1 protein-coding gene and 1 pseudogene are annotated in these 20,609 nt (G+C 72.4%); both read left to right on the top strand.

Translation table 11 applies throughout. The annotated features are described in order from the left end of the window. Nucleotides 1–155: 155 nt before the first annotated feature. A pseudogene (locus IE255_RS37945) lies at nt 156–9,821 on the top strand (type I polyketide synthase); the annotation flags it as partial. Nucleotides 9,822–10,281: 460 nt separating this feature from the next. Then, nucleotides 10,282–20,577, top strand: a complete 10,296-nt coding sequence (locus IE255_RS37950; RefSeq protein ID WP_190054994.1) for a type I polyketide synthase — start codon at nt 10,282–10,284, stop codon at nt 20,575–20,577. Nucleotides 20,578–20,609 lie beyond the last annotated feature (32 nt).

Raw genomic sequence — 20,609 nt, forward strand, 5'->3', positions numbered from 1 at the left:
TGGGGGCGTTGCGGGCGCGTCCGGAGTTGACGCCGTTGTTGTTGCGTGGGTTGGTGCGGATGCCGAGTCGGCGGGTGGCGGAGTCGGGTGCGGACCAGTCCGAGTCCTTCGCGCGTACGCTCCTCGCACTCCCCGAAACCGAACAACGTGACCTCGTGCTGGATCTCGTTCGTGCGGAGGCTGCCGCGGTGCTCGGCCATGCCTCGGGCGACGCCGTGCAGCCCCAGCGGGTTTTCACCGAGCTGGGTTTCGACTCGCTCACGGCCATCGAACTCCGCAACCGGATGAGCGCGGCCTCCGGGCTGCGCCTGCCGGCCACCCTCGTGTTCGACTATCCGACACCGGTCGCGATGGCTGATCACATCCGCACCGAGATCGTCGGCGACCAGGCGGCGACAGTCGTGCCGTCGGCCCCCGCGGCCGTCGACACGGCGGACGACCCGGTCGTCATCGTCGGTATGAGCTGCCGGTTCCCCGGCGGCGCCGAATCGCCGGACAAGCTCTGGGACCTGGTGGCCACCGGTGGCGAGGGAATCACCGAGCTGCCCACGGACCGCAACTGGGACGTGGAGGCGCTCTACGACCCCGACCCGGACCGTCCGGGCACGTCGTTCACCCGCGAGGGCGGATTCCTGCACGATGCCGCCGAGTTCGACCCCGGCTTCTTCGGGATCTCGCCGCGTGAGGCGCTGGCGATGGACCCGCAGCAGCGGCTTCTGCTCGAAGGGTCCTGGGAGGCGATCGAGTCCGCGGGTATCGACCCGGCCTCGCTGCGCGGCAGCAGCACCGGCGTCTTCGCCGGCCTGATGTACCACGACTACGTGGCGCAACTGGCCACCGTCCCCGAAGGAGTCGAGGGATACCTCGCGACAGGCACCTCGGGCAGTGTCGTCTCCGGCCGCGTCTCCTACACGCTGGGCCTTGAGGGTCCCGCGGTGACGGTGGACACGGCCTGCTCGTCGTCCCTGGTCGCCCTGCACCTCGCGGCGCAGGCGCTGCGGTCGGGCGAGTGCTCGATGGCGCTGGCCGGCGGCGCGAGCGTCATGGCCACGCCCGGCAGCTTCATCGAGTTCTCGCGTCAGCGTGGTCTCGCCGCTGACGGACGCTGCAAGTCGTTCGCGGCCGGGGCCGACGGCACCGGCTGGGGCGAGGGCGTCGGCATGCTGCTCCTGGAGCGGCTCTCCGACGCGCGGCGCAACGGCCACCGCGTCCTCGCTGTCGTACGCGGCTCCGCGGTGAACCAGGACGGCGCGTCGAATGGTCTGACGGCGCCGAACGGTCCGTCCCAGCAGCGTGTGATCCGGGCGGCGTTGGCGAGTGCGGGGCTGTCGGCGTCGCAGGTGGACGCGGTGGAGGCGCACGGTACGGGTACGACGCTGGGCGACCCCATCGAGGCGCAGGCGCTGCTGGCGACCTACGGCCAGGAGCGTGCGGAGGACCGGCCGCTGCTGCTGGGCTCGGTCAAGTCGAACATCGGTCACACGCAGGCGGCTGCCGGCGTGGCGGGTGTGATCAAGATGGTGCAGGCGATGCGGCACGGGCTGGTGCCCGAGACCCTGCATGTGGACGAGCCGACGCCGCAGGTGGACTGGTCGGCGGGATCGGTGGAGCTGGTCACCGAGCAGCGTGCCTGGCCGGAGACGGGTCAGCCGCGCCGCGCGGGTGTCTCGTCCTTTGGTATCAGCGGCACGAACGCGCATGTGATCGTGGAGCAGGCTCCGGAGGTCGAGGAGCCGGAAGCGGTTGTGCCTCCGGTGACGTTGCCGGTGGTGCCCTGGGTGGTGTCGGCGAAGTCTGAGGCGGGGCTGTCGGGGCAGGTGGAGCGGCTGCGGTCGTTTGTCGCCGAGCGCCCTGAGCTGTCGCCGGTGGATGTGGGTTTCTCACTGGTGACGTCGCGTGCGGTGCTGGAGCACCGGGCGGTGCTGATCGGTGAGCGGGTCGTTGAGGGTTCGGTGTCGCCCGGCAGGACGGGCGTGCTGTTCTCGGGCCAGGGCTCGCAGCGGGCCGGTATGGGGCGTGAACTGCACGCGGCTTTCCCGGTGTTCGCGGAGGCGTTCGACCAGGTGTGCGCGGAGCTGGACCGTCATCTGGACCAGCCTCTTCGCGAGGTCGTCTTCGAGGGTGGTGAGCTGCTGGACCAGACGCAGTTCACGCAGGCCGGGCTGTTCGCGCTGGAAGTGGCGCTGTTTGAGCTGGTGACGTCGTGGGGTGTGAAGCCGGACTATCTGCTGGGTCACTCGATCGGTGAGCTGTCGGCCGCGTACGTCGCCGGCGTGCTGTCGCTCGAAGACGCTGCCGCGCTGGTGGCCGCGCGGGGTCGTCTGATGCAGGCGCTCCCGACGGACGGTGCGATGGTGTCGCTGCAGGCGGCGGAGGACGAGGTGCTGCCGCTGCTGGTCGAGGGCGTGTCCATCGCCGCGCTCAACGGCCCGCGCTCCACGGTGATTTCCGGCGACGAGGACGCGGTTCTTGAGATTGCCGCGCACTTCGAGGGCGAGGGGCGCAAGACCAAGCGGCTGCGGGTCAGTCACGCCTTCCACTCGCCGCGTATGGACGCGATGCTCGACGACTTCCGCGAGGTCGCGCAGGGGCTGACCTTCAACGCCCCGCAGCTGGCCATCGTCTCGGTCGTGACGGGCGAGGTCCTGTCGGCCGAGGAGGCGCAGGACCCGGAGTACTGGGTCCGCCACGTCCGCGAAGCGGTCCGTTTCCTGGACGGCATCCGCACCCTTGAGGCGGAAGGCGTGACCGCGTTCCTGGAGCTGGGCCCGGACGGCGTGCTCTCCGCCATGGCCCAGGACTGCATCACCGGCGAGAGCACCTTCGTACCCGCCCTCCGCAAGAGCCGCGACGAGCCCGACGCACTCCTCACCGCCCTCGCCGAACTCCACGTACGCGGCAAGGCGGTCGACTGGTCGGCGTACTTCGCCGGCACCGGCGCCAGTCGCGTGGAACTGCCCACCTACGCCTTCCAGCGCGAGCGCTTCTGGCCGAATGGCGGCACGTTGCTGATGGGCGGTGCCAGGGCGGCTGCGGCTTCCCCGTCGTCGGACCTGGACGGTGCGTTCTGGGCCGCGGTGGAGCAGGAGGACGTGGATGCCTTTGCCGCGGCTCTGGGCTCGGACGAGCTGGAGTCGTTGGGCGCGGCGCTGCCCGTGCTCTCTTCCTGGCGGCGCAGGTCGAGCGACTTGTCGACCGTGGACTCGTGGCGTTACGAGGTGACGTGGCAGCCGGTCTCCGGTGCCGACCGTGCCGGGTTGGAAGGGGCCTGGCTGGTGGTGTCGCCGTCGGCGTGTGTGGATCACCCGGTGGTTGCGGGGATGCGTGCGCGTGGTGCGGAGGTCGTGGAGTGGCTGGTCGAGGGCGGTGAGGTGAGCCGTGAGGCGCTGGCCGCACGAATCGCCGAGCAGGGTGCCGACTTCGTCGGCGTCGTGTCGCTGCTGGCCCTGGGTCAGGATGACCCGACGTCGGGCACCTTGGCTCTGGTGCAGGCGCTGGGTGATGCGGAGTTGTCCGTGCCGTTGTGGTGCGTGACGCGGGGTGCGGTCTCGGTGGGCCGCTCTGATGGTGTGGTGGATGCGGTGCAGGCCCAGGTGTGGGGTCTGGGTCGGGTTGCCGCTCTGGAGCACCCGGGCCGTTGGGGTGGGTTGATCGATCTGCCCGAGACGTTGGACGAGCGGGCGGTGAGCCGTGTCTGCGCCGCCCTGGCGGGCATGGGCACAGGCACCGGTTCTGCTGGTGAGGATCAGCTCGCCGTACGTGCCTCGGGTGTGTACGGGCGTCGCTTGGTGCACGCGCCGGGCAGCAGTCGTACGGGCACGGGTGGTTGGTCGCCGCGGGGCACGGTGCTGGTGACGGGCGGGACGGGTGCGCTGGGTGCGCATGTGGCCCGTTGGGCGGCCGGTCATGGTGCGGAGCGGTTGGTGTTGACGAGCCGTCGTGGGCTGGAGTCTCCGGGTGCGGTCGAGTTGGTGGCCGAGCTGGAGGCGTTGGGTGCGACGGTGGAGGTCGCTGCGTGTGACGTGAGCGACCGGGAAGCGCTGGCCGGGCTGGTGGAAGGACTCCGCCAGGCCGGTACGCCGGTCCGCTCCGTCGTCCACACCGCCGGTGTGGCCGCTTCGCACCCGCTGGACACACTGGACGACGACGCCTTGGCGGCCGTCCTGTCCGCCAAGGTGACCGGCGCGACGAATCTCGACGCCATCTTCACAGCGGACACCTCGACCACCTCCGACACCTCCGAACCGCACGACAAGCTCGACGCATTCGTCCTGTTCTCCTCGATCGCCGGCGTATGGGGCAGCGGAGGCCAGGCTGCCTACGCTGCGGCCAACGCCCACCTCGACGCCCTCGCCCAGGACCGGCGGGCCCGCGGCCTGACCGCGACGTCCATCAGCTGGGGCCCGTGGGCCGACGGCGGCATGGCGGCGGGCGAGGCCGAGGCGGAGCTGTTGCGCCGGGGGCTGCCCGCCATGGTTCCGGAGCGGGGCGTCGCGGCCCTGCAGCAGGCGCTCGCCGAGGGCGACACGCACGTCACCGTGGCCGATGTCGACTGGACGCGGTTCGCGCCCGCGTTCACCGCGCTGCGCCCGAGCCCGCTGCTCACGGGCCTGCCCGAGGTGCGGGACCTCCAGGAGGAGGAGACCGCGGCGGCGGACGACGGGGCCTCGGCCCTGCGGGACCGGCTGGCCGCGGCCACCGCAGCGGAGCGGACCCGGGCACTGCTCGAACTGGTGCGGAACCAGGCGGCGGTCGTCCTCGCGCACGGCAGTGCGAGCTCGGTCACCGCGGCGAGCACCTTCCGGGAGCTCGGTTTCGACTCACTGACCGCGGTGGAGCTCCGTAACCGCCTGGCCAAAGAGACCGGACTCAAGCTCCCCGCGACCATGGTGTTCGACCACCCGACTCCGATGGTCCTGGCCGAGTACCTGCGGGCCGAGCTGTTCGGCGGGGAGGCCGAGCACGCCGGCGCCCTCGAGGCGATGACGGCGGCGACGGCGACGGTGGTGACCGACCCCGACGACCCGATCGCGATCGTGGGCATGAGCTGCCGATTCCCGGGCGGTGTCCGCACGCCGGAAGAGCTGTGGGAACTGCTGGCGGCCGGCACGGACGGGGTGACCGGATTCCCGGTGGACCGGGGCTGGGACCTCGATTCGCTGTACGACCCGGACCCCGACCACGCGGGCACCTCGTATGTGACCGAGGGCGGATTCCTGCGCGACGTGGGGGACTTCGACCCCGTCTTCTTCGGGATCTCGCCGCGAGAGGCCACCGGCATGGACCCGCAGCAGCGGCTGCTCCTCGAGACCTCCTGGGAGGCGTTCGAGCGGGCGGGCATCGATCCGGAATCACTGCGCGGCAGCCGGACCGGAGTCTTCACCGGCACCAACGGCCAGGACTACTCGGCCCTGCTGTTCATGTCCGCCGACAGTGCCGAGGGCCACATGGGCACCGGCAACGGAGCAAGCGCCGTGTCGGGCAGGGTCTCGTACACGTTCGGCCTCGAAGGACCCGCGATCACTGTGGACACGGCGTGCTCGTCGTCCCTGGTGGCGCTGCACCTGGCGATCCAGGCGCTACGGTCGGGCGAGTGCTCGCTGGCCCTGGCCGGAGGTGCCACCGTGATGTCGACGCCCGGCGCGTTCATCGAGTTCTCGCGCCAGCGCGGTCTGGCGCAGGACGGGCGCGTCAAGGCGTTCGCCGACGCGGCGGACGGCACGGCCTGGGGCGAGGGGGTCGGCATGCTGCTGGTGGAGCGTCTGTCGGACGCCCGCCGCAACGGTCACGAGGTCCTCGCCGTCGTGCGCGGCAGCGCGGTGAACCAGGACGGCGCGTCCAACGGTCTGACCGCCCCCAACGGGCCCGCGCAACAGCGCGTCATCCGCCAGGCCCTCGCCTCGGCCGGTCTGTCGGCGTCGCAGGTCGACGTGGTGGAGGCGCACGGTACGGGCACCAGGCTCGGCGACCCCATCGAGGCCCAGGCGCTGATCGCGACGTACGGCCGGGATCGGACGCGGGAACAGCCGTTGCTGCTCGGCTCGGTGAAGTCCAACATCGGTCACACGCAGGCCGCGGCCGGTGTCGCCGGTGTCATCAAGATGGTCATGGCGATGCGCCACGGCGTGCTGCCGCAGACCTTGCACGTCGACGAGCCGTCCACGCAGGTGGACTGGTCGGCGGGGGCCGTCGAGCTCCTGAGGGAGCGGGTGGCGTGGCCGGAGACGGGCGGACCGCGGCGCGCGGCGGTGTCGTCGTTCGGCATCAGCGGCACCAACGCCCACACGATCATCGAGCAGGCTCCCGCGCCCGAGGTCGACGCGGAGCCGCGGCCGGTCCCCCCGACCGCCTCGTCGTCCCCGGTCCTGCCGTGGATGCTGTCCGCGAAGTCGGCACGCGCCCTCGCGGCGCAGGCCGGCCTCCTGCGGTCGCACCTGCTGCGCCGGCCCGGACTCGACGTGTCGGACGTGGCGTTCTCGCTCGCCACGAGCCGTGCCGCGCTGGCCCACCGGGCCGTCGTCGTCGGGAAGGACAGGGACGCACTGCTGCGCGGCGTCGAGGCACTGGCCGAGGACGGCACGGACCCGAACGTGATCGTGGACTCGGTCACGTCCGGACAGCTCGCGGTGCTGTTCTCGGGCCAGGGGTCGCAACGGGCCGGTATGGGCCGGGAGTTGTACGAGATCTATCCCGTCTTCGCGGATGCGTTCGACGCGGTCTGCGCGGAGCTGGACCGGCACTTGGACCGGCCGCTGCGCGAGGTCGTCTTCGAGGGTGGCGAGCTGCTGGATCAGACACGGTTCACGCAGGCGGGTCTGTTCGCGCTCGAAGTCGCGCTCTTCCGTCTCGTGGAGGCATGGGGCGTGCGGCCCGACTACCTGCTCGGGCATTCCATCGGTGAGCTGTCGGCCGCGTACGTCGCCGGGGTGCTGTCCCTCGAAGACGCTGCCGCTCTCGTGGCCGCCCGAGGTCGTCTGATGCAGGCACTCCCGACGGACGGGGCGATGGTGTCCCTCCAGGCCGCGGAGAGCGAGGTCCTGCCGCTGCTGACGGACGACGTGTCCATCGCCGCGCTCAACGGCCCGCAGTCCACGGTGGTTTCGGGTGATGAGGCGGAGGTCTTGCGGATCGCCGCGCACTTCGAGGGTGAGGGCCGTAAGACCAAGCGACTGCGGGTGAGCCATGCATTCCACTCCCCGCGCATGGACGCGATGCTCGACGACTTCCGCAAGGTCGCGGAGGGGCTGACCTTCAACGCCCCCCAGTTGGCCATCGTCTCGGACGTGACGGGCGAGGTCCTGTCGGCGGAGGAGATCCAGGACCCGGAGTACTGGGTCCGCCACGTCCGCGAAGCGGTCCGTTTCCTGGACGGCATCCGCACCCTGGAGACGGAAGGTGTGACGACGTTCCTGGAGCTGGGCCCGGACGGTGTGCTGTCCGCGATGGCGCAGGACTGCGTCGCCTCCGACTCCGGCGAGATCACCTTCGTACCCGTCCTCCGCAAGAACCGCGACGAGCCGGACGCGCTCCTCACCGCCCTCTCAGAGCTCCACGTACGCGGCACGGCAGTCGACTGGACGGCGTACCACGCCGGCACCGGCGCCCGCCGGGTCGACCTGCCCACCTACGCCTTCCAGCGGCAGCGCTACTGGCCGAAGCCGGGCGGTCCCGCCGCCCCGGAGACGGATGCCGTGTCCTCCATGGACGCACGGTTCTGGGCCGCGGTGGAGCAGGAGGACCTGTCAGGCCTCGTCGACGGCGCCGGACTCACCGCGGACCAGCCGCTGGGCGAGGTGCTGCCACTGCTGTCGTCGTGGCGCCGCCAGTCCCGCGAGCAGTCCACGGTCGACGCCTGGCGCTACCGGGTCGCGTGGAAGGCGGTCGCGGACGACACCGGAGCGCCGCTGTCCGGCACCTGGCTGGTCGTGGCGGCCGACGAGCACCTCGGCCACCCGGTCGTCGCCGGGATCGAGGCGCACGGCGCCGTCGCCACCCGCCTGTCCGTGGACCCGGGCACGCGTGACCGGGCCGGACTGGCCGAGCAGCTGGCCGGAGCCGGCGAGGCCGCGGGCCCCGAGGGCATTGCGGGCGTCGTCTCCCTGCTGGCCCTCGGCCAGGAACCCATGGCGGCCACCCTGGACCTGGTGCAGGCACTGGGCGATGCGGGTGTACGGGCGCCCCTGTGGTGCCTGACCCGTGGAGCCGTGACCACGGGCCGCTCGGACGCGGCGCCGGAACCGGCACAGGCCCAGCTGTGGGGCCTCGGCCGGGTCGCGGGTCTGGAACAGCCGCAGAGCTGGGGCGGGTTGATCGACCTGCCCGCGACGCCGGACGAGCGGGCGGTGGACCGAGTCCTCGCCCTCATCGGCGGCGGCAGCGGAGAGGACCAGGCCGCGGTGCGCCCCGCCGGAGTGTTCGTGCCCCGGCTCCTGCGGGCGTCGGCGAACACCACGGGCGGCGAGTGGGCCCCGCGCGGCACGGTGCTCGTCACCGACGCCACGACGCCGTTCGGCTCGTACGTCGCGCACTGGCTGGCCGGCACCGCAGTCGACCGGGTGGTCCTGATGACGCCCGAAGGACAGGAACCGACCGAGGCGGCGGTGACGGCGCTCGGCGAGCGCGCGGTCGTCGCGCCCTGCGACGTGACCGACCGCGCCGCGCTCGACGCGCTGGTCCGGCGGCTCGCCGACGAGGGCGGCCCCGTGCGGGCGGTGCTGCACACCGTCGGAGGCAACCACCTCGCCCCGCTCGACACCATCCGCATGGACGAGGCCGACGCACGGCTGGCCGCCAAGGTGGTCGGCGCGGCCCATCTCGACGCAGTCCTCGCCGACACGGAACTGGACGCCTTCGTCCTGTTCTCCACCATCGCCGGTGTCTGGGGCGGTGGCGGCCAGGGCGTGTACGCGGCGGCCGGCGCCTACCTGGACGCACTGGCGCTGAACCGCCGGGCGCGCGGCCTCACCGCGACATCGGTGGCCTGGGGCCCGTGGGCCGACGGCGACACAGCGGAAGGCACCGTGCGGGACAGCGAAGCCGGGCAGGCCGAGGAGGCGGAGCTGCTGCGCAGGCGGGGCCTGCCCCCGATGGCGCCGGAGCTGGCCCTCGCCGCGCTGCGCCAGGCGGTCGCCGATACCGACCCGCTGCTCACCGTCGCCGACGTGGACTGGGCGCGGTTCGCTCCGTCGTTCACGGCTCTGCGGCCCAGCACGCTCCTGGCGGAAGTCCCCGAGGCCGCGGACGTCCTGGCGGGCGGCGCCGAGCCGGCGGACGTCGACGACGACGCCGTCGACGAGCTGCGCCGACGACTCGAGGCCCTGTCCGAGCGGGAGCGGGAGGCCGAACTGGTGCGGCTGGTGAGCACCCACGCGGCGGCGGTCCTCGGCCACCCGGTGGACGAGATCGGAGCCGACCGGGTCTTCCGGGAGCTCGGATTCGACTCCCTGACGGCCGTGGAACTCCGCAACCGGCTGACGCGGGCCACCGGGCTCCGGCTGCCGGCAGGCCTGGCCTTCGACCGTCCGACGGCGGCAGCGGCGGCCGCGTTCCTGCACACGGAACTCCGATTCGACTCGGAGGCGTCGGACGCTTCGGGCGCATCGCTCCTCGCGGAACTGGACAAGCTGGAGGCCGCCATGTCAGGAAAGGAGCCCGACAACCTGACGCGGACAAGGGTCACGATGCGACTCCAGGCATTCCTCGCCAAGTGGTCGGACGGGCGTGCCGAGAGCGAACCGGCCGATGTGAGCCAGAAGCTGGAATCGGCATCGGACGATGAGATCTTCGATTTCATCAACCAGGAGCTCGGTCGCTCGAATTGACGGCTCCGCACCCGCCCCGCCCACCGGCGGGGCGGGGCGGCCGGCCACGCGGCGGCTGCCGAGCGGACCGCCGCCGCGCTCCCGCCCCCTGCGGACCCGTGACCCGGAACAGCCAGAACGGGCGGCGTGGTCCGGCTCCCGGGCGCCGCGCCGACCGCCGACCCCTGGGCCGACAGGGGCGGTTGGCTAGGGGGACGGGCCGAACCCATAGGGGTTGTGCGGCCAAGGGGGGTCGAATAGCTTCGCATTGCGAGTTGATCTGCTGGAATGCCGATGCGATTACAGGAGCGTGTCGGCCTTCGAGGGTGCGCAATGTGAAGGCTATGGGTTAAGGGTTGTGTGGCCTCGGCCAATTCATGCCGAGGAATTACTCCCCCACTAGTGGGGACGTCGAACGACTTTCCACCCGGTTCCCGGTCCTCCATCGCTATTAAGTGCTGTCTGCTCAGGGTGGGATTGAATGGCGAACGAAGAGACGCTGCGGGATTACCTCAAGTGGGTCACCGCGGATCTGCACCAGACCCGTCAGCGTCTGGCGGAGCTCGAGGCGGCCGACCTCGAGCCCATCGCGATCGTCGGCATGAGCTGCCGCTACCCGGGCGGCGTGCGCAGCCCCGAAGACCTCTGGCAGCTGACCACTTCGGGCGTCGACGCCATCTCGTCGTTCCCGCTCGACCGAGGCTGGGAGAGCCTCGGCGACGCCACTGACTCCGCGGGCCCCGCGTTCGCCATGGAGGGCGGCTTCCTCGACGGCGTCGGCGGCTTCGACCCGGCGTTCTTCGGGATCTCGCCGCGCGAGGCGCTGGCGATGGACCCGCAGCAGCGCCTGCTGCTCGAAACGTCCTGGGAGGCCTTCGAGCGCGCCGGGATCACGGTCGACACGCTGAAGGGCAGCCGCACCGGCGTCTTCGCCGGCACAACGGGACAGGACTACTCGACGCTGCTCCAGCCGCCCCCGGAAGGCACCGGCGGCTATGTCCTGACCGGCACGTCCGCGAGCGTCGTCTCCGGCCGCATCGCCTACACGCTCGGCCTCGAAGGGCCCGCCGTGACGGTCGACACGGCCTGCTCCACCTCTCTTGTGACGCTGCATCTCGCCGTGCAGGCCCTGCGGTCCGGCGAGTGCTCCCTGGCGCTCGCCGGCGGCGCGACCGTCATGTCCACCCCCGCGGCGTTCTACGGCTTCAGCGACCAGGGCGGGCTCGCCGCCGACGGCCGCTGCAAGTCGTTCGCCTCGACGGCCGACGGCACGTCCTGGTCCGAGGGCGTGGGCGTGCTGCTCCTGGAGCGCCTCTCCGACGCCCGCCGCAACGGCCGCGAAGTCCTCGCGGTCGTACGTGGCTCCGCGGTGAACCAGGACGGCGCGTCCAACGGCCTGACCGCCCCCAACGGCCCCTCCCAGCAGCGCGTCATCCTGCAAGCCCTCGCCAACGCCCGCCTCTCGGCCCAGGACGTCGACGCGGTGGAGGCACACGGCACGGGCACACGTCTCGGCGACCCCATCGAGGCCGAGGCCCTCATGGCCACGTACGGCCAGGGCAGGCCCGCCGAACGGCCCCTGCTCCTGGGCGCGTTGAAGTCGAACATCGGTCACACCCAGGCCGCCGCGGGCGTCGCCGGTGTGATCAAAATGGTTCAGGCGGTACGCCACGGAGTGCTGCCCGGGACCCTGCACGTGGACGAGCCGTCCTCCCACGTCGACTGGTCCGCCGGTGCGGTGGAGCTGGTCACCGAGCAGCGTGCCTGGCCGGAGACGGGCGAGCCGCGCCGCGCGGGCGTCTCGTCGTTCGGCATGAGCGGCACGAACGCGCATGTGATCGTGGAGCAGGCGCCGGAGGCGGAGCCCGTAGCGGCGGAAACGTCCGGTGGGTCCGTTCCCATCGTGGGTGCGGGTGTGCCGTTCCTGCTGTCGGGCAAGTCGGAGGACGCTCTGCGGGCGCAGGCGGACCGGTTGCGGCTGGCCGTCGAGGACGGTGGCGTGCTGCGGGAACTGCCTGCTGTGGGGCGGGCGTTGGCGCTGGGCCGGTCACGTTTCGAGCACCGCGCGGTGGTGCTGGCGAGTGAGCTGGAGGAGCTGCGGTCGGGTCTGGAAACAGTCGCGCTGGGCGGCTCTGCCGCGAGTGTGATGCGGGGCGTGGCGGGTTCCTCGGCTCGTCCGGTGTTCGTGTTCCCCGGTCAGGGGGCGCAGTGGCAGGGCATGGCGGCCGGGCTGCTGGAGTCGTCGCCGGCGTTCGCGGGGCGGATGGCGGAGTGTGCGGCGGCTCTGGAGCCGTTCACCGACTGGCGTCTGCTGGACGTCGTACGTGGTGAGCCGGGTGCGCCCGGCTTCGACCGGGTGGATGTGGTCCAGCCCGTCCTGTGGGCCGTGATGGTGTCGCTTGCGGAGCTGTGGCGAGCATGTGGCGTGGAGCCCGCGGCAGTGATCGGTCACTCCCAGGGGGAGATAGCGGCGGCGGTGGTCGCGGGTGGTCTGTCGCTGGAGGACGGTGCGCGGGTGGTGGCGCTCAGGTCGCGTGCCCTGCTGGCCCTGTCGGGTGGCGGTGGCATGGTCTCGGTGTCGTTGCCGGTGGCGGAGGTGCGTGAGCGTCTGGCGGCCTGGGAGGGTCGTATCTCGGTGGCTGCGGTGAACGGGCCGTCCTCGGTGGTGGTGTCCGGTGAGCCGGAGGCGCTGGAGGAGCTGGTGGCCTCCTGCACCGAGCAGGACATCCGGGCGAAGAAGATCGCCGTGGACTATGCCTCGCACTCGGCCCAGGTGGAGCTGATCGAGGCGGAGTTGGCCGACCTCCTCGCGGGTGTGACGCCGACGTCCGGCCAGGTGCCGTTCTACTCCACACTCACCGGCACTCTGCTGGACGACACGACCGGCCTGGATGCCGGTTACTGGTACCGCAATCTGCGTTCCACGGTGGAGTTCGAGCAGGCGGTGCGCGCGGCGGCCGGGGACGGTCTTGGCGTGTTCATCGAGGTGAGCCCGCACCCTGTGCTCAACCTCGGCTTGCAGGAGACCTTCGACGCGGCCGGCAGCGAGGCAGTGGCGTTGGGTACTCTGCGGCGCGACGAGGACGAGGCACATCGCTTCATGACCTCGCTGGCCGAGGCTCACGTCCACGGCGTCGGACTGGACTGGCAGGCCGTCTTCGCCGGACAGCCCACGACCCACGTGGACCTGCCCACCTACCCCTTCCAGCACCAGCAGTTCTGGCCGGAGGCCCGAGAGGTCTCCGTGGCGGGGACGGCGGACCCCGTGGACGCCGAGTTCTGGGACGTGGTGGAGCGCGGCGATCTGGAAGCGCTTGCCGAGACCCTCGAACTCGGCGGTGCCACCCGGGACTCGCTCGGCGAAGTGCTCCCGGTGCTGTCGTCGTGGCGACGGCAGCGGCGGGACGAGTCGACGCTCGACGCGTGGCGCTACCGCGTGACGTGGAAGCCCGTCACGGCGGCCGCGCCTGTCCTGTCCGGCAGTTGGCTGCTCGTCGTCCCCGCCGCCGAGGCCGACCACGAGACGGTGCGCGAGACCGTGCGCGGGCTGACGCGGCACGGCGCCGACGTCTCGGTGTTCACCGTCTCCGGCACAGAGGCGGACCGCGGGATCCTCGCCGCCCGGCTGGCCGACGAGCCGGAGCCGGCCGGAGTCGTTTCTCTGCTGGCGCTGCTCCAGGGACCGGACCCGGAGCATCCGGTGATGCCGGCGGGCCTCGCGGCCAATGTCGAGCTGGTCAAGGCCCTGGGCGACGCGGGACGCCCGGCCCCGCTGTGGTGCCTGACCCGGAGCGCGGTCTCGGTGGGCCGCTCGGACGGTCCTGTCCGCACGGAGCAGGCCATGAACTGGGGCTTCGGCCGTGTCGTCGCCCTCGAACACCCGGAGCGCTGGGGCGGATTGATCGACCTGCCCGAGATCCTCGACGACCGCGCGTGGACCCGGATCTGCGGCGTGCTCAGCGGCGGCGAGGACGCCGAGGACCAGGTCGCGGTGCGCGCGTCCGGCGTCTTCGGGCGCCGCCTCCAGCGTGCCAGGTCCGGCCAGGGCTCCACCGGGGCCCGGTGGACGCCGCGCGGCACCGTACTGATCACCGGCGGCACCGGCGCCCTGGGATCGTTCATCGCACACCGCCTGGTCGACCAGGGCGCCGAGCACGTCGTGCTCACCAGCCGCAGGGGCGCCCACGCCCCCGGCGCGCGGGAACTGGAGGAGCGGCTGACCGCACTCGGTGCCAGGGTCACCCTCGCCGCGTGCGACGTGGCGGACCGCGACGTACTGGCCGCGACGGTCCAGGGGCTGCGCGACGCGGGCGACCGCATCACGGCGGTCGTGCACGCCGCCGGTGTCGGCCAGCTCAGCGTGATCGACGAGACGAGCCGCGCGGAGTACGCCGATGTCCTCCGGGCGAAGGTCCTTGGTGCCGCCCACCTCCACGAGGTCTTCGGCGACGAGCAGTTGGACGCCTTCATCCTGTTCTCGTCGATCTCCGGCATCTGGGGCAGCGGTGGCCAGGGAGCCTACGGCGCGGCCAACGCCTACCTCGACGCGCTCGCGCAGCAGCGCCGCGCCGTCGGCCTGGCCGCCACCGCGATGTCCTGGGGCGCGTGGGGCGGCGCCGGCATGGCCAAGGGGTCGGCCGAGGAGATCCTGAGCAGACGCGGACTGCCCGTGATGGACCCCGAGCTCGCCATCGACGCGATGCAGGACGCGGTGGGGCACGACGAGACCATGCTGACGGTCGCGGACGTACGCTGGGAGCGGTTCGTGCCGACGTTCACCGTGGCCCGGCCCAGCCCGCTCCTCGCGGACCTGCCGGAAGTGCGCCGGATCCTCGACGACGCGGCGGCCGTCGAAGCCGCCGAGACGGGCGACCTCTCCGCGTTCCAGCGCAGCCTCGCCGAACTGCCGGAGAACGAGCGTCCCGCCGCGGTCCTCGACCTCGTACGCACCGAGGCCGCTGCCGTGCTCGGCCTGGCCGACGCCGCGACCCTGGAGGCGAACCGGGCCTTCCGCGAGCTCGGCTTCGACTCCCTGACCGCCGTGGAGGTGCGTAACCGCCTGAAGGCCGCCACCGGCCTGCGGCTCTCCACGACCCTGGTCTTCGACTACCCGACCGCCACCGTCCTGGCCGAACACCTGCTCGCCGAGTCCCTCGGGCACGGGGACGACACCGCCGTGACCGCCCCGGCCGGCGCCGCCGCCGACGACGACCCGATCGTCATCGTCGGCATGGGCTGCCGCTTCCCGGGTGACGTACGCACGCCGGAACAGCTGTGGGACCTCGCCGCCACCGGCACCGACGCCATCTCCGGGTTCCCCGCCGACCGCGGCTGGGAGCGTGCCTTCGCCGACGACGGCAGCGGCCCCGGCTTCACGCCGATGGGCGGCTTCCTCAACGGTGCGGCCGCCTTCGACGCGGGGTTCTTCGGGATCAGCCCGCGTGAGGCGCTGGCGATGGACCCGCAGCAGCGGCTCCTCCTCGAGACCTCCTGGGAGGCCTTCGAGCGCTCCGGGATCGTCCCCGCGGCCGTGCGCGGCAGCAGCACGGGTGTCTTCATCGGCGCCTCGTCGCAGGGGTACGCCAGCGACGTCCACCAGCCGCCGGAGGGCGTCGAGGGCTACCTCCTCACCGGCACGGCCACCGCCGTGATCTCCGGCCGCATCGCCTACGCGCTCGGCCTCGAAGGGCCGGCCGTCACCATCGACACCGCGTGCTCGTCGTCGCTGGTCGCCCTGCACCTGGCCGCGCAGGCCCTGCGCCAGGGCGAGTGCTCCATGGCGCTGGCCGGCGGCGCCGCGATCATGGCGACGCCGGCGGTCTTCGCCGAGTTCAGCCGCCAGGGCGGCCTGTCGTCCGACGGCCGTTGCAAGGCGTTCGCGGAAGCCGCCGACGGCACCGGCTGGGGCGAGGGCGTCGGCGTACTGCTCCTGGAGCGGCTGTCCGACGCCGAGCGCAACGGCCACCGGGTGCTGGCCGTCGTCAGAGGCAGCGCCATCAACCAGGACGGCGCCAGCAACGGCATCAGCGCCCCCAACGGACCCTCGCAGCAGCGCGTCATCCGCCAGGCCCTGGTCAACGCGGGCCTCACCGCCGACCAGGTGGACGCGGTCGAGGCGCACGGCACCGGCACCACGCTGGGCGACCCCATCGAGGCGCAGGCCGTCCTCACGACGTACGGCAGGGACCGGGACGGCCGACTGCCGTTGCTGCTCGGCTCGTTGAAGTCGAACATCGGCCACACCCAGGCCGCCGCGGGCGTCGCCGGAATCATTAAGATGGTCATGGCGCTCGGGCACGGAGTGCTCCCGAGGACCCTGCACGTGGACGAGCCTTCCACCCACGTGGACTGGACGGAAGGCGCCGTTGAACTCCTGACCGAGCGGCGGGACTGGCCGGAAACCGGCCACCCCCGCAGATGCGGCATCTCCTCGTTCGGCGTGAGCGGCACGAACGCCCACGTCATCCTGGAACAAGCTCCGGAGCACGCCCCCGCCGCCGTCGCACCGCCCGCGCCCCGAACGCAGAGCGGGCCCGCGGCACTGCCGTGGGTGCTGTCCGCACGGGACGAGGAAGCGCTGCGCGACCAGGCGGAGCGCTTGCGCACGACGGTCGTCGCCGACCCCGGCCTCGATTCGCTGGACGTCGCGTACTCGCTGGCCACCACCCGATCCGTCCACGAACACCGCGCCGTGGTGGTCGCGACCGACCGCGACGCCTTCCTCGACGGGCTCGTCGCCCTCGCCGAGCAGGGCACCGCCGCAGGACTGGTACGGGAAGCGGGAGCGCGCGGCCGGGTAGGCGTGTTGTTCTCGGGGCAAGGTTCGCAACGGGCGGGCATGGGCCGGGAGTTGTACGAGGCCTATCCAGTGTTCGCGGATGCGTTCGATGCGGTGTGCGCGGAGTTGGATCGGTATCTGGACCGGCCTCTTCGCGAGGTGGTTTTCGACGGTGGTGAGCTGCTGGATCAGACGCAGTTCACGCAGGCCGGGCTGTTCGCGCTGGAAGTGGCGCTGTTCGAGCTGGTGACGTCGTGGGGTGTGAAGCCGGACTTCCTGCTCGGGCACTCGATCGGTGAGTTGTCGGCTGCGTACGTGGCTGGGGTGCTGTCGCTGGAAGACGCTGCCGCGCTGGTGGCGGCCCGGGGTCGTCTGATGCAGGCGCTCCCGACGGACGGTGAGATGGTGTCGTTGCAGGCGGCGGAGGACGAGGTGCTGCCGCTGCTGACGGACGGCGTGTCCATCGCCGCGCTCAACGGCCCGCGCGCGACGGTCATCTCGGGCGACGAGGACGCGGTGCTCGCTATTGCCGCGCACTTCGAGGGCGAGGGTCGTAAGACCAAGCGGCTGCGGGTCAGCCACGCCTTCCACTCGCCGCGTATGGACGCGATGCTCGACGACTTCCGCAAGGTCGCGCAGGGGCTGACCTTCAATGCGCCGCAGTTGGCCATCGTGTGCGACGTGACGGGCGAGGTCCTCTCGGCCGAGGAGGTTCAGAACCCGGAGTACTGGGTCCGCCACGTCCGCGAGGCGGTCCGTTTCCTGGACGGCATCCGCACCCTGGAGGCCGCGGGTGTGACCGCGTTCCTGGAGCTGGGCCCGGACGGCGTGCTCTCCGCCATGGCGCAGGACTGCGTCACCTCCGGCTCCGCCGAGAGCACCTTCGTACCCGCCCTCCGCAAGAACCGCGACGAGCCCGACGCACTCCTCACCGCCCTCGCCGAACTCCACGTACGCGGCAAGGCGGTCGACTGGTCGGCGTACTTCTCCGAAGCCGGCGCCGGTGCCCGCCGCGTCGACCTGCCCACCTACGCCTTCCAGCACGGTCACTACTGGCTCGAAGGCGGTGCGGCGGCGGGCGACGTCCGGGCAGCGGGGCTCGGGACGGCCGATCACCCGCTGCTGGGTGCCGCGGTCGAGCTCGGCCACTCCGACGAGCACGTCTTCACCGGCCGGCTGTCGCTGGACAGCCACCCCTGGCTCGCCGACCACACGGTGATGGGCACGGTGCTGATGCCCGGCACCGCGTTCGTCGAACTGGCCGTCAAGGCCGGTGACGACGTGGGCTGCGACCACCTCGAAGAGCTGACCATCGAGGCACCGCTCATCTTGTCCCCCGAAGGGGCCGTCGGCCTCCAGCTGTGGGTGGGGCCCGCCGACGAGGCAGGCCGCCGGGCCGTGGAGATCCACTCCCGCGACCTCGGCCGAGCGGGGGCGGCCTGGACGCGCCACGCGAGCGGCACCCTCACGTCGGGCGGCGACCGGCCGGCCGCGGGCGACCTCACGGTCTGGCCGCCGGAAGGCGCCACCGAAGTGCCCGTCGACGGGCTCTACGACTACCTCACGGCCATCGGCTACGGCTACGGCCCGGTGTTCCAGGGCCTGCGCGGGGCATGGCGGCTCGGCGAGGAGGTCTTCGCCGAAGTCGCCCTGCCCGACGGCACGGAGACCGCGGCGGCACGGTTCGGACTGCACCCCGCGCTCCTCGACTCGGCGCTCCACGCGATGGGCTTGAGCACGTCGCACGACGCCGACGGCGACGGCGGGGGCCGCAACCGTCTGCCGTTCGCCTGGAACGGCGTGACACTGTACGCGGCGGGCGCCGACGCCCTGCGCGTGCGGATCACCCCCAAGGACTCCCAGGACTCGACGGGTACCAACGGCACCACGAGTGCCAAGGGCCCGGAGGGGGTCTCGCTGACCCTCGCGGACCCGAAGGGCACGCCCGTCGCGGTCATCGAGTCTCTGGTGCTGCGCACCGTCACATCGGCACAGCTCGACGGGGCGCGGCAGTCCACGCACCACGACTCGCTGTTCCGCCTCGGCTGGTCACCCGCCGCCGTCGACCGCACCTTCCCCGACGCCCGTTGGGCCGTGCTCGGCGCGGACCACCTCGGTCTCGCGGCATCCGGTGTCGGCGTCGACGCCTTCGCCGGCCTCGACGACCTGGCTGCCGCGCCCACTCCGCCGCCCGCCGTCCTGCTCGCCTTCGCCCCGTCCGCCACGGACTCGGCGGCCTCCGAGGCCGTTCATGAACGTACGGCCGAGGCCTTGGAAACCGTCCAGGCATGGCTGGCCGACGAGCGGTTCACCGACGTCCTGATGGTCGTCGCGACGCGGGGCGCGGTGGCGGTCGCCGGCGAGGACGTGACCGATCTGGCGCAGGCGGCCGTGTGGGGGCTGCTGCGCTCCGCGCAGTCCGAGGCCCCGGGCAGGTTCGTGCTCGTCGACATCGACGACGCGGACGTGTCCGCGCAGAGCCTCGTGACGGCCGTCGCCTGCGGTGAGCCGCAACTCGCCGTCCGCGCAGGCGAGATACTCGCCCCGCGCCTGGACCGGGTCGCGGTCGCCGAGCCGGACGCCGAGTCGGTGGCCGACCCCGACGCCGCCGACCGGGAAGACGCAGACCGGGACGACGCGGACCGGCTGGACACCGGCCAGGGAGGCACCGTCGATCAGCCGGGCACCGTGCTGATCACCGGCGCCAGCGGTTTCCTCGGCGGTCTGGTGGCCCGCCGCCTCGCCGAGCGAGGCGCGCGCCACCTGCTGCTGGTCAGCCGCCGCGGCGGCGACGCGCCGAACGCGGCGCAACTCGCCGAGGAGCTGGCCGAGTCGGGTGCGGAGGTCACCTTCGCCGCCTGCGACACGTCGGACCGTTCCGCGCTCGCCGCGGTGCTCGCGGAGATCCCCGCGGCGCACCCGCTGACGACGGTGGTGCACGCCGCGGGCATCGTGGACGACGGCGTCCTCGCGTCCCTGACCCCGCAGCGGCTCGCGGACGTGCTCCGTCCCAAGGTCGACGCGGCCTGGCACCTGCACGAGCTGACCAAGGAACTCGCGCTACGCGAGTTCGTACTGTTCTCCTCGGCCGCCGGCACCTTCGGCGGCCCGGGACAGGCCAACTACGCGGCCGCCAACGCCTTCCTCGACGGGCTGGCCCAGCACCGGAGCGCCCAGGGCCTCCCCGCCGTCTCCCTCGCCTGGGGCCCCTGGGCGGAGAGCGGCATGGCGGGCCGGATGGACGAGGCCGACATCGCCCGCATGGCCCGCTCGGGGCTCGCGCCCCTCACACAGGAACAGGGCATCGAGCTGTTCGACACGGGCCGGGCGGCGGGGCACGCGGTGCTCATGCCGACGCGGCTCACCGCGGGCTCCCCGCAGGTGCGTCCCGACGCGATCCCGCCGCTGCTGCGGGGGCTGATCCGCGGGCCGGTCCGGCCGGCGGCGGCGGGCAAGAGCGGTCCGACGGGCGCGTCGGCCGCGGACCTCAAGCAGCGCCTGGCCGCCGCGGACGCCGCGGAACGGGACAGGATCCTGCTCGACATCCTGCGCACCGCCATAGCCGACGTGCTCGGGCACGGCTCTCCCGCGGCCGTGGAAGTCACCCGCGGTTTCCTCGAGATCGGCTTCGACTCGCTCACGGCGGTGGAGCTGCGCAACCGGCTCAACGCCGAGACCGGCCTGCGGCTCCCCTCGACGCTGGTCTTCGACCACCCGTCCCCGGAGGCGCTGGCAGCCCACCTGCGGGACGAGCTCGTTGAGGACGGGGCGACCTCGGGGCTGGCCCTCCTCGCCGAACTCGACCGGCTGGAAAGGGCGTTGGGCGCAGTCGCGTCGGACGACGCCGACCGGGCCGTGGTCACCGACCGGCTGCGGGGGCTCATGTCCGCGTGGAACGGCGGTGGAACCGAGGCCGAGGCACCGGGCGGCCAGGACCTCGAATCGGCCACGGCCGACGAGATCTTCGACCTGCTGGACGAGGAGCTCGAAACGTCCTGAGGGGTTCCGGGTTCCCTCCGTTTCCGCCTCCG

The organism is Streptomyces lomondensis, from assembly GCF_014651035.1.
Lineage (GTDB): Bacteria > Actinomycetota > Actinomycetes > Streptomycetales > Streptomycetaceae > Streptomyces > Streptomyces lomondensis.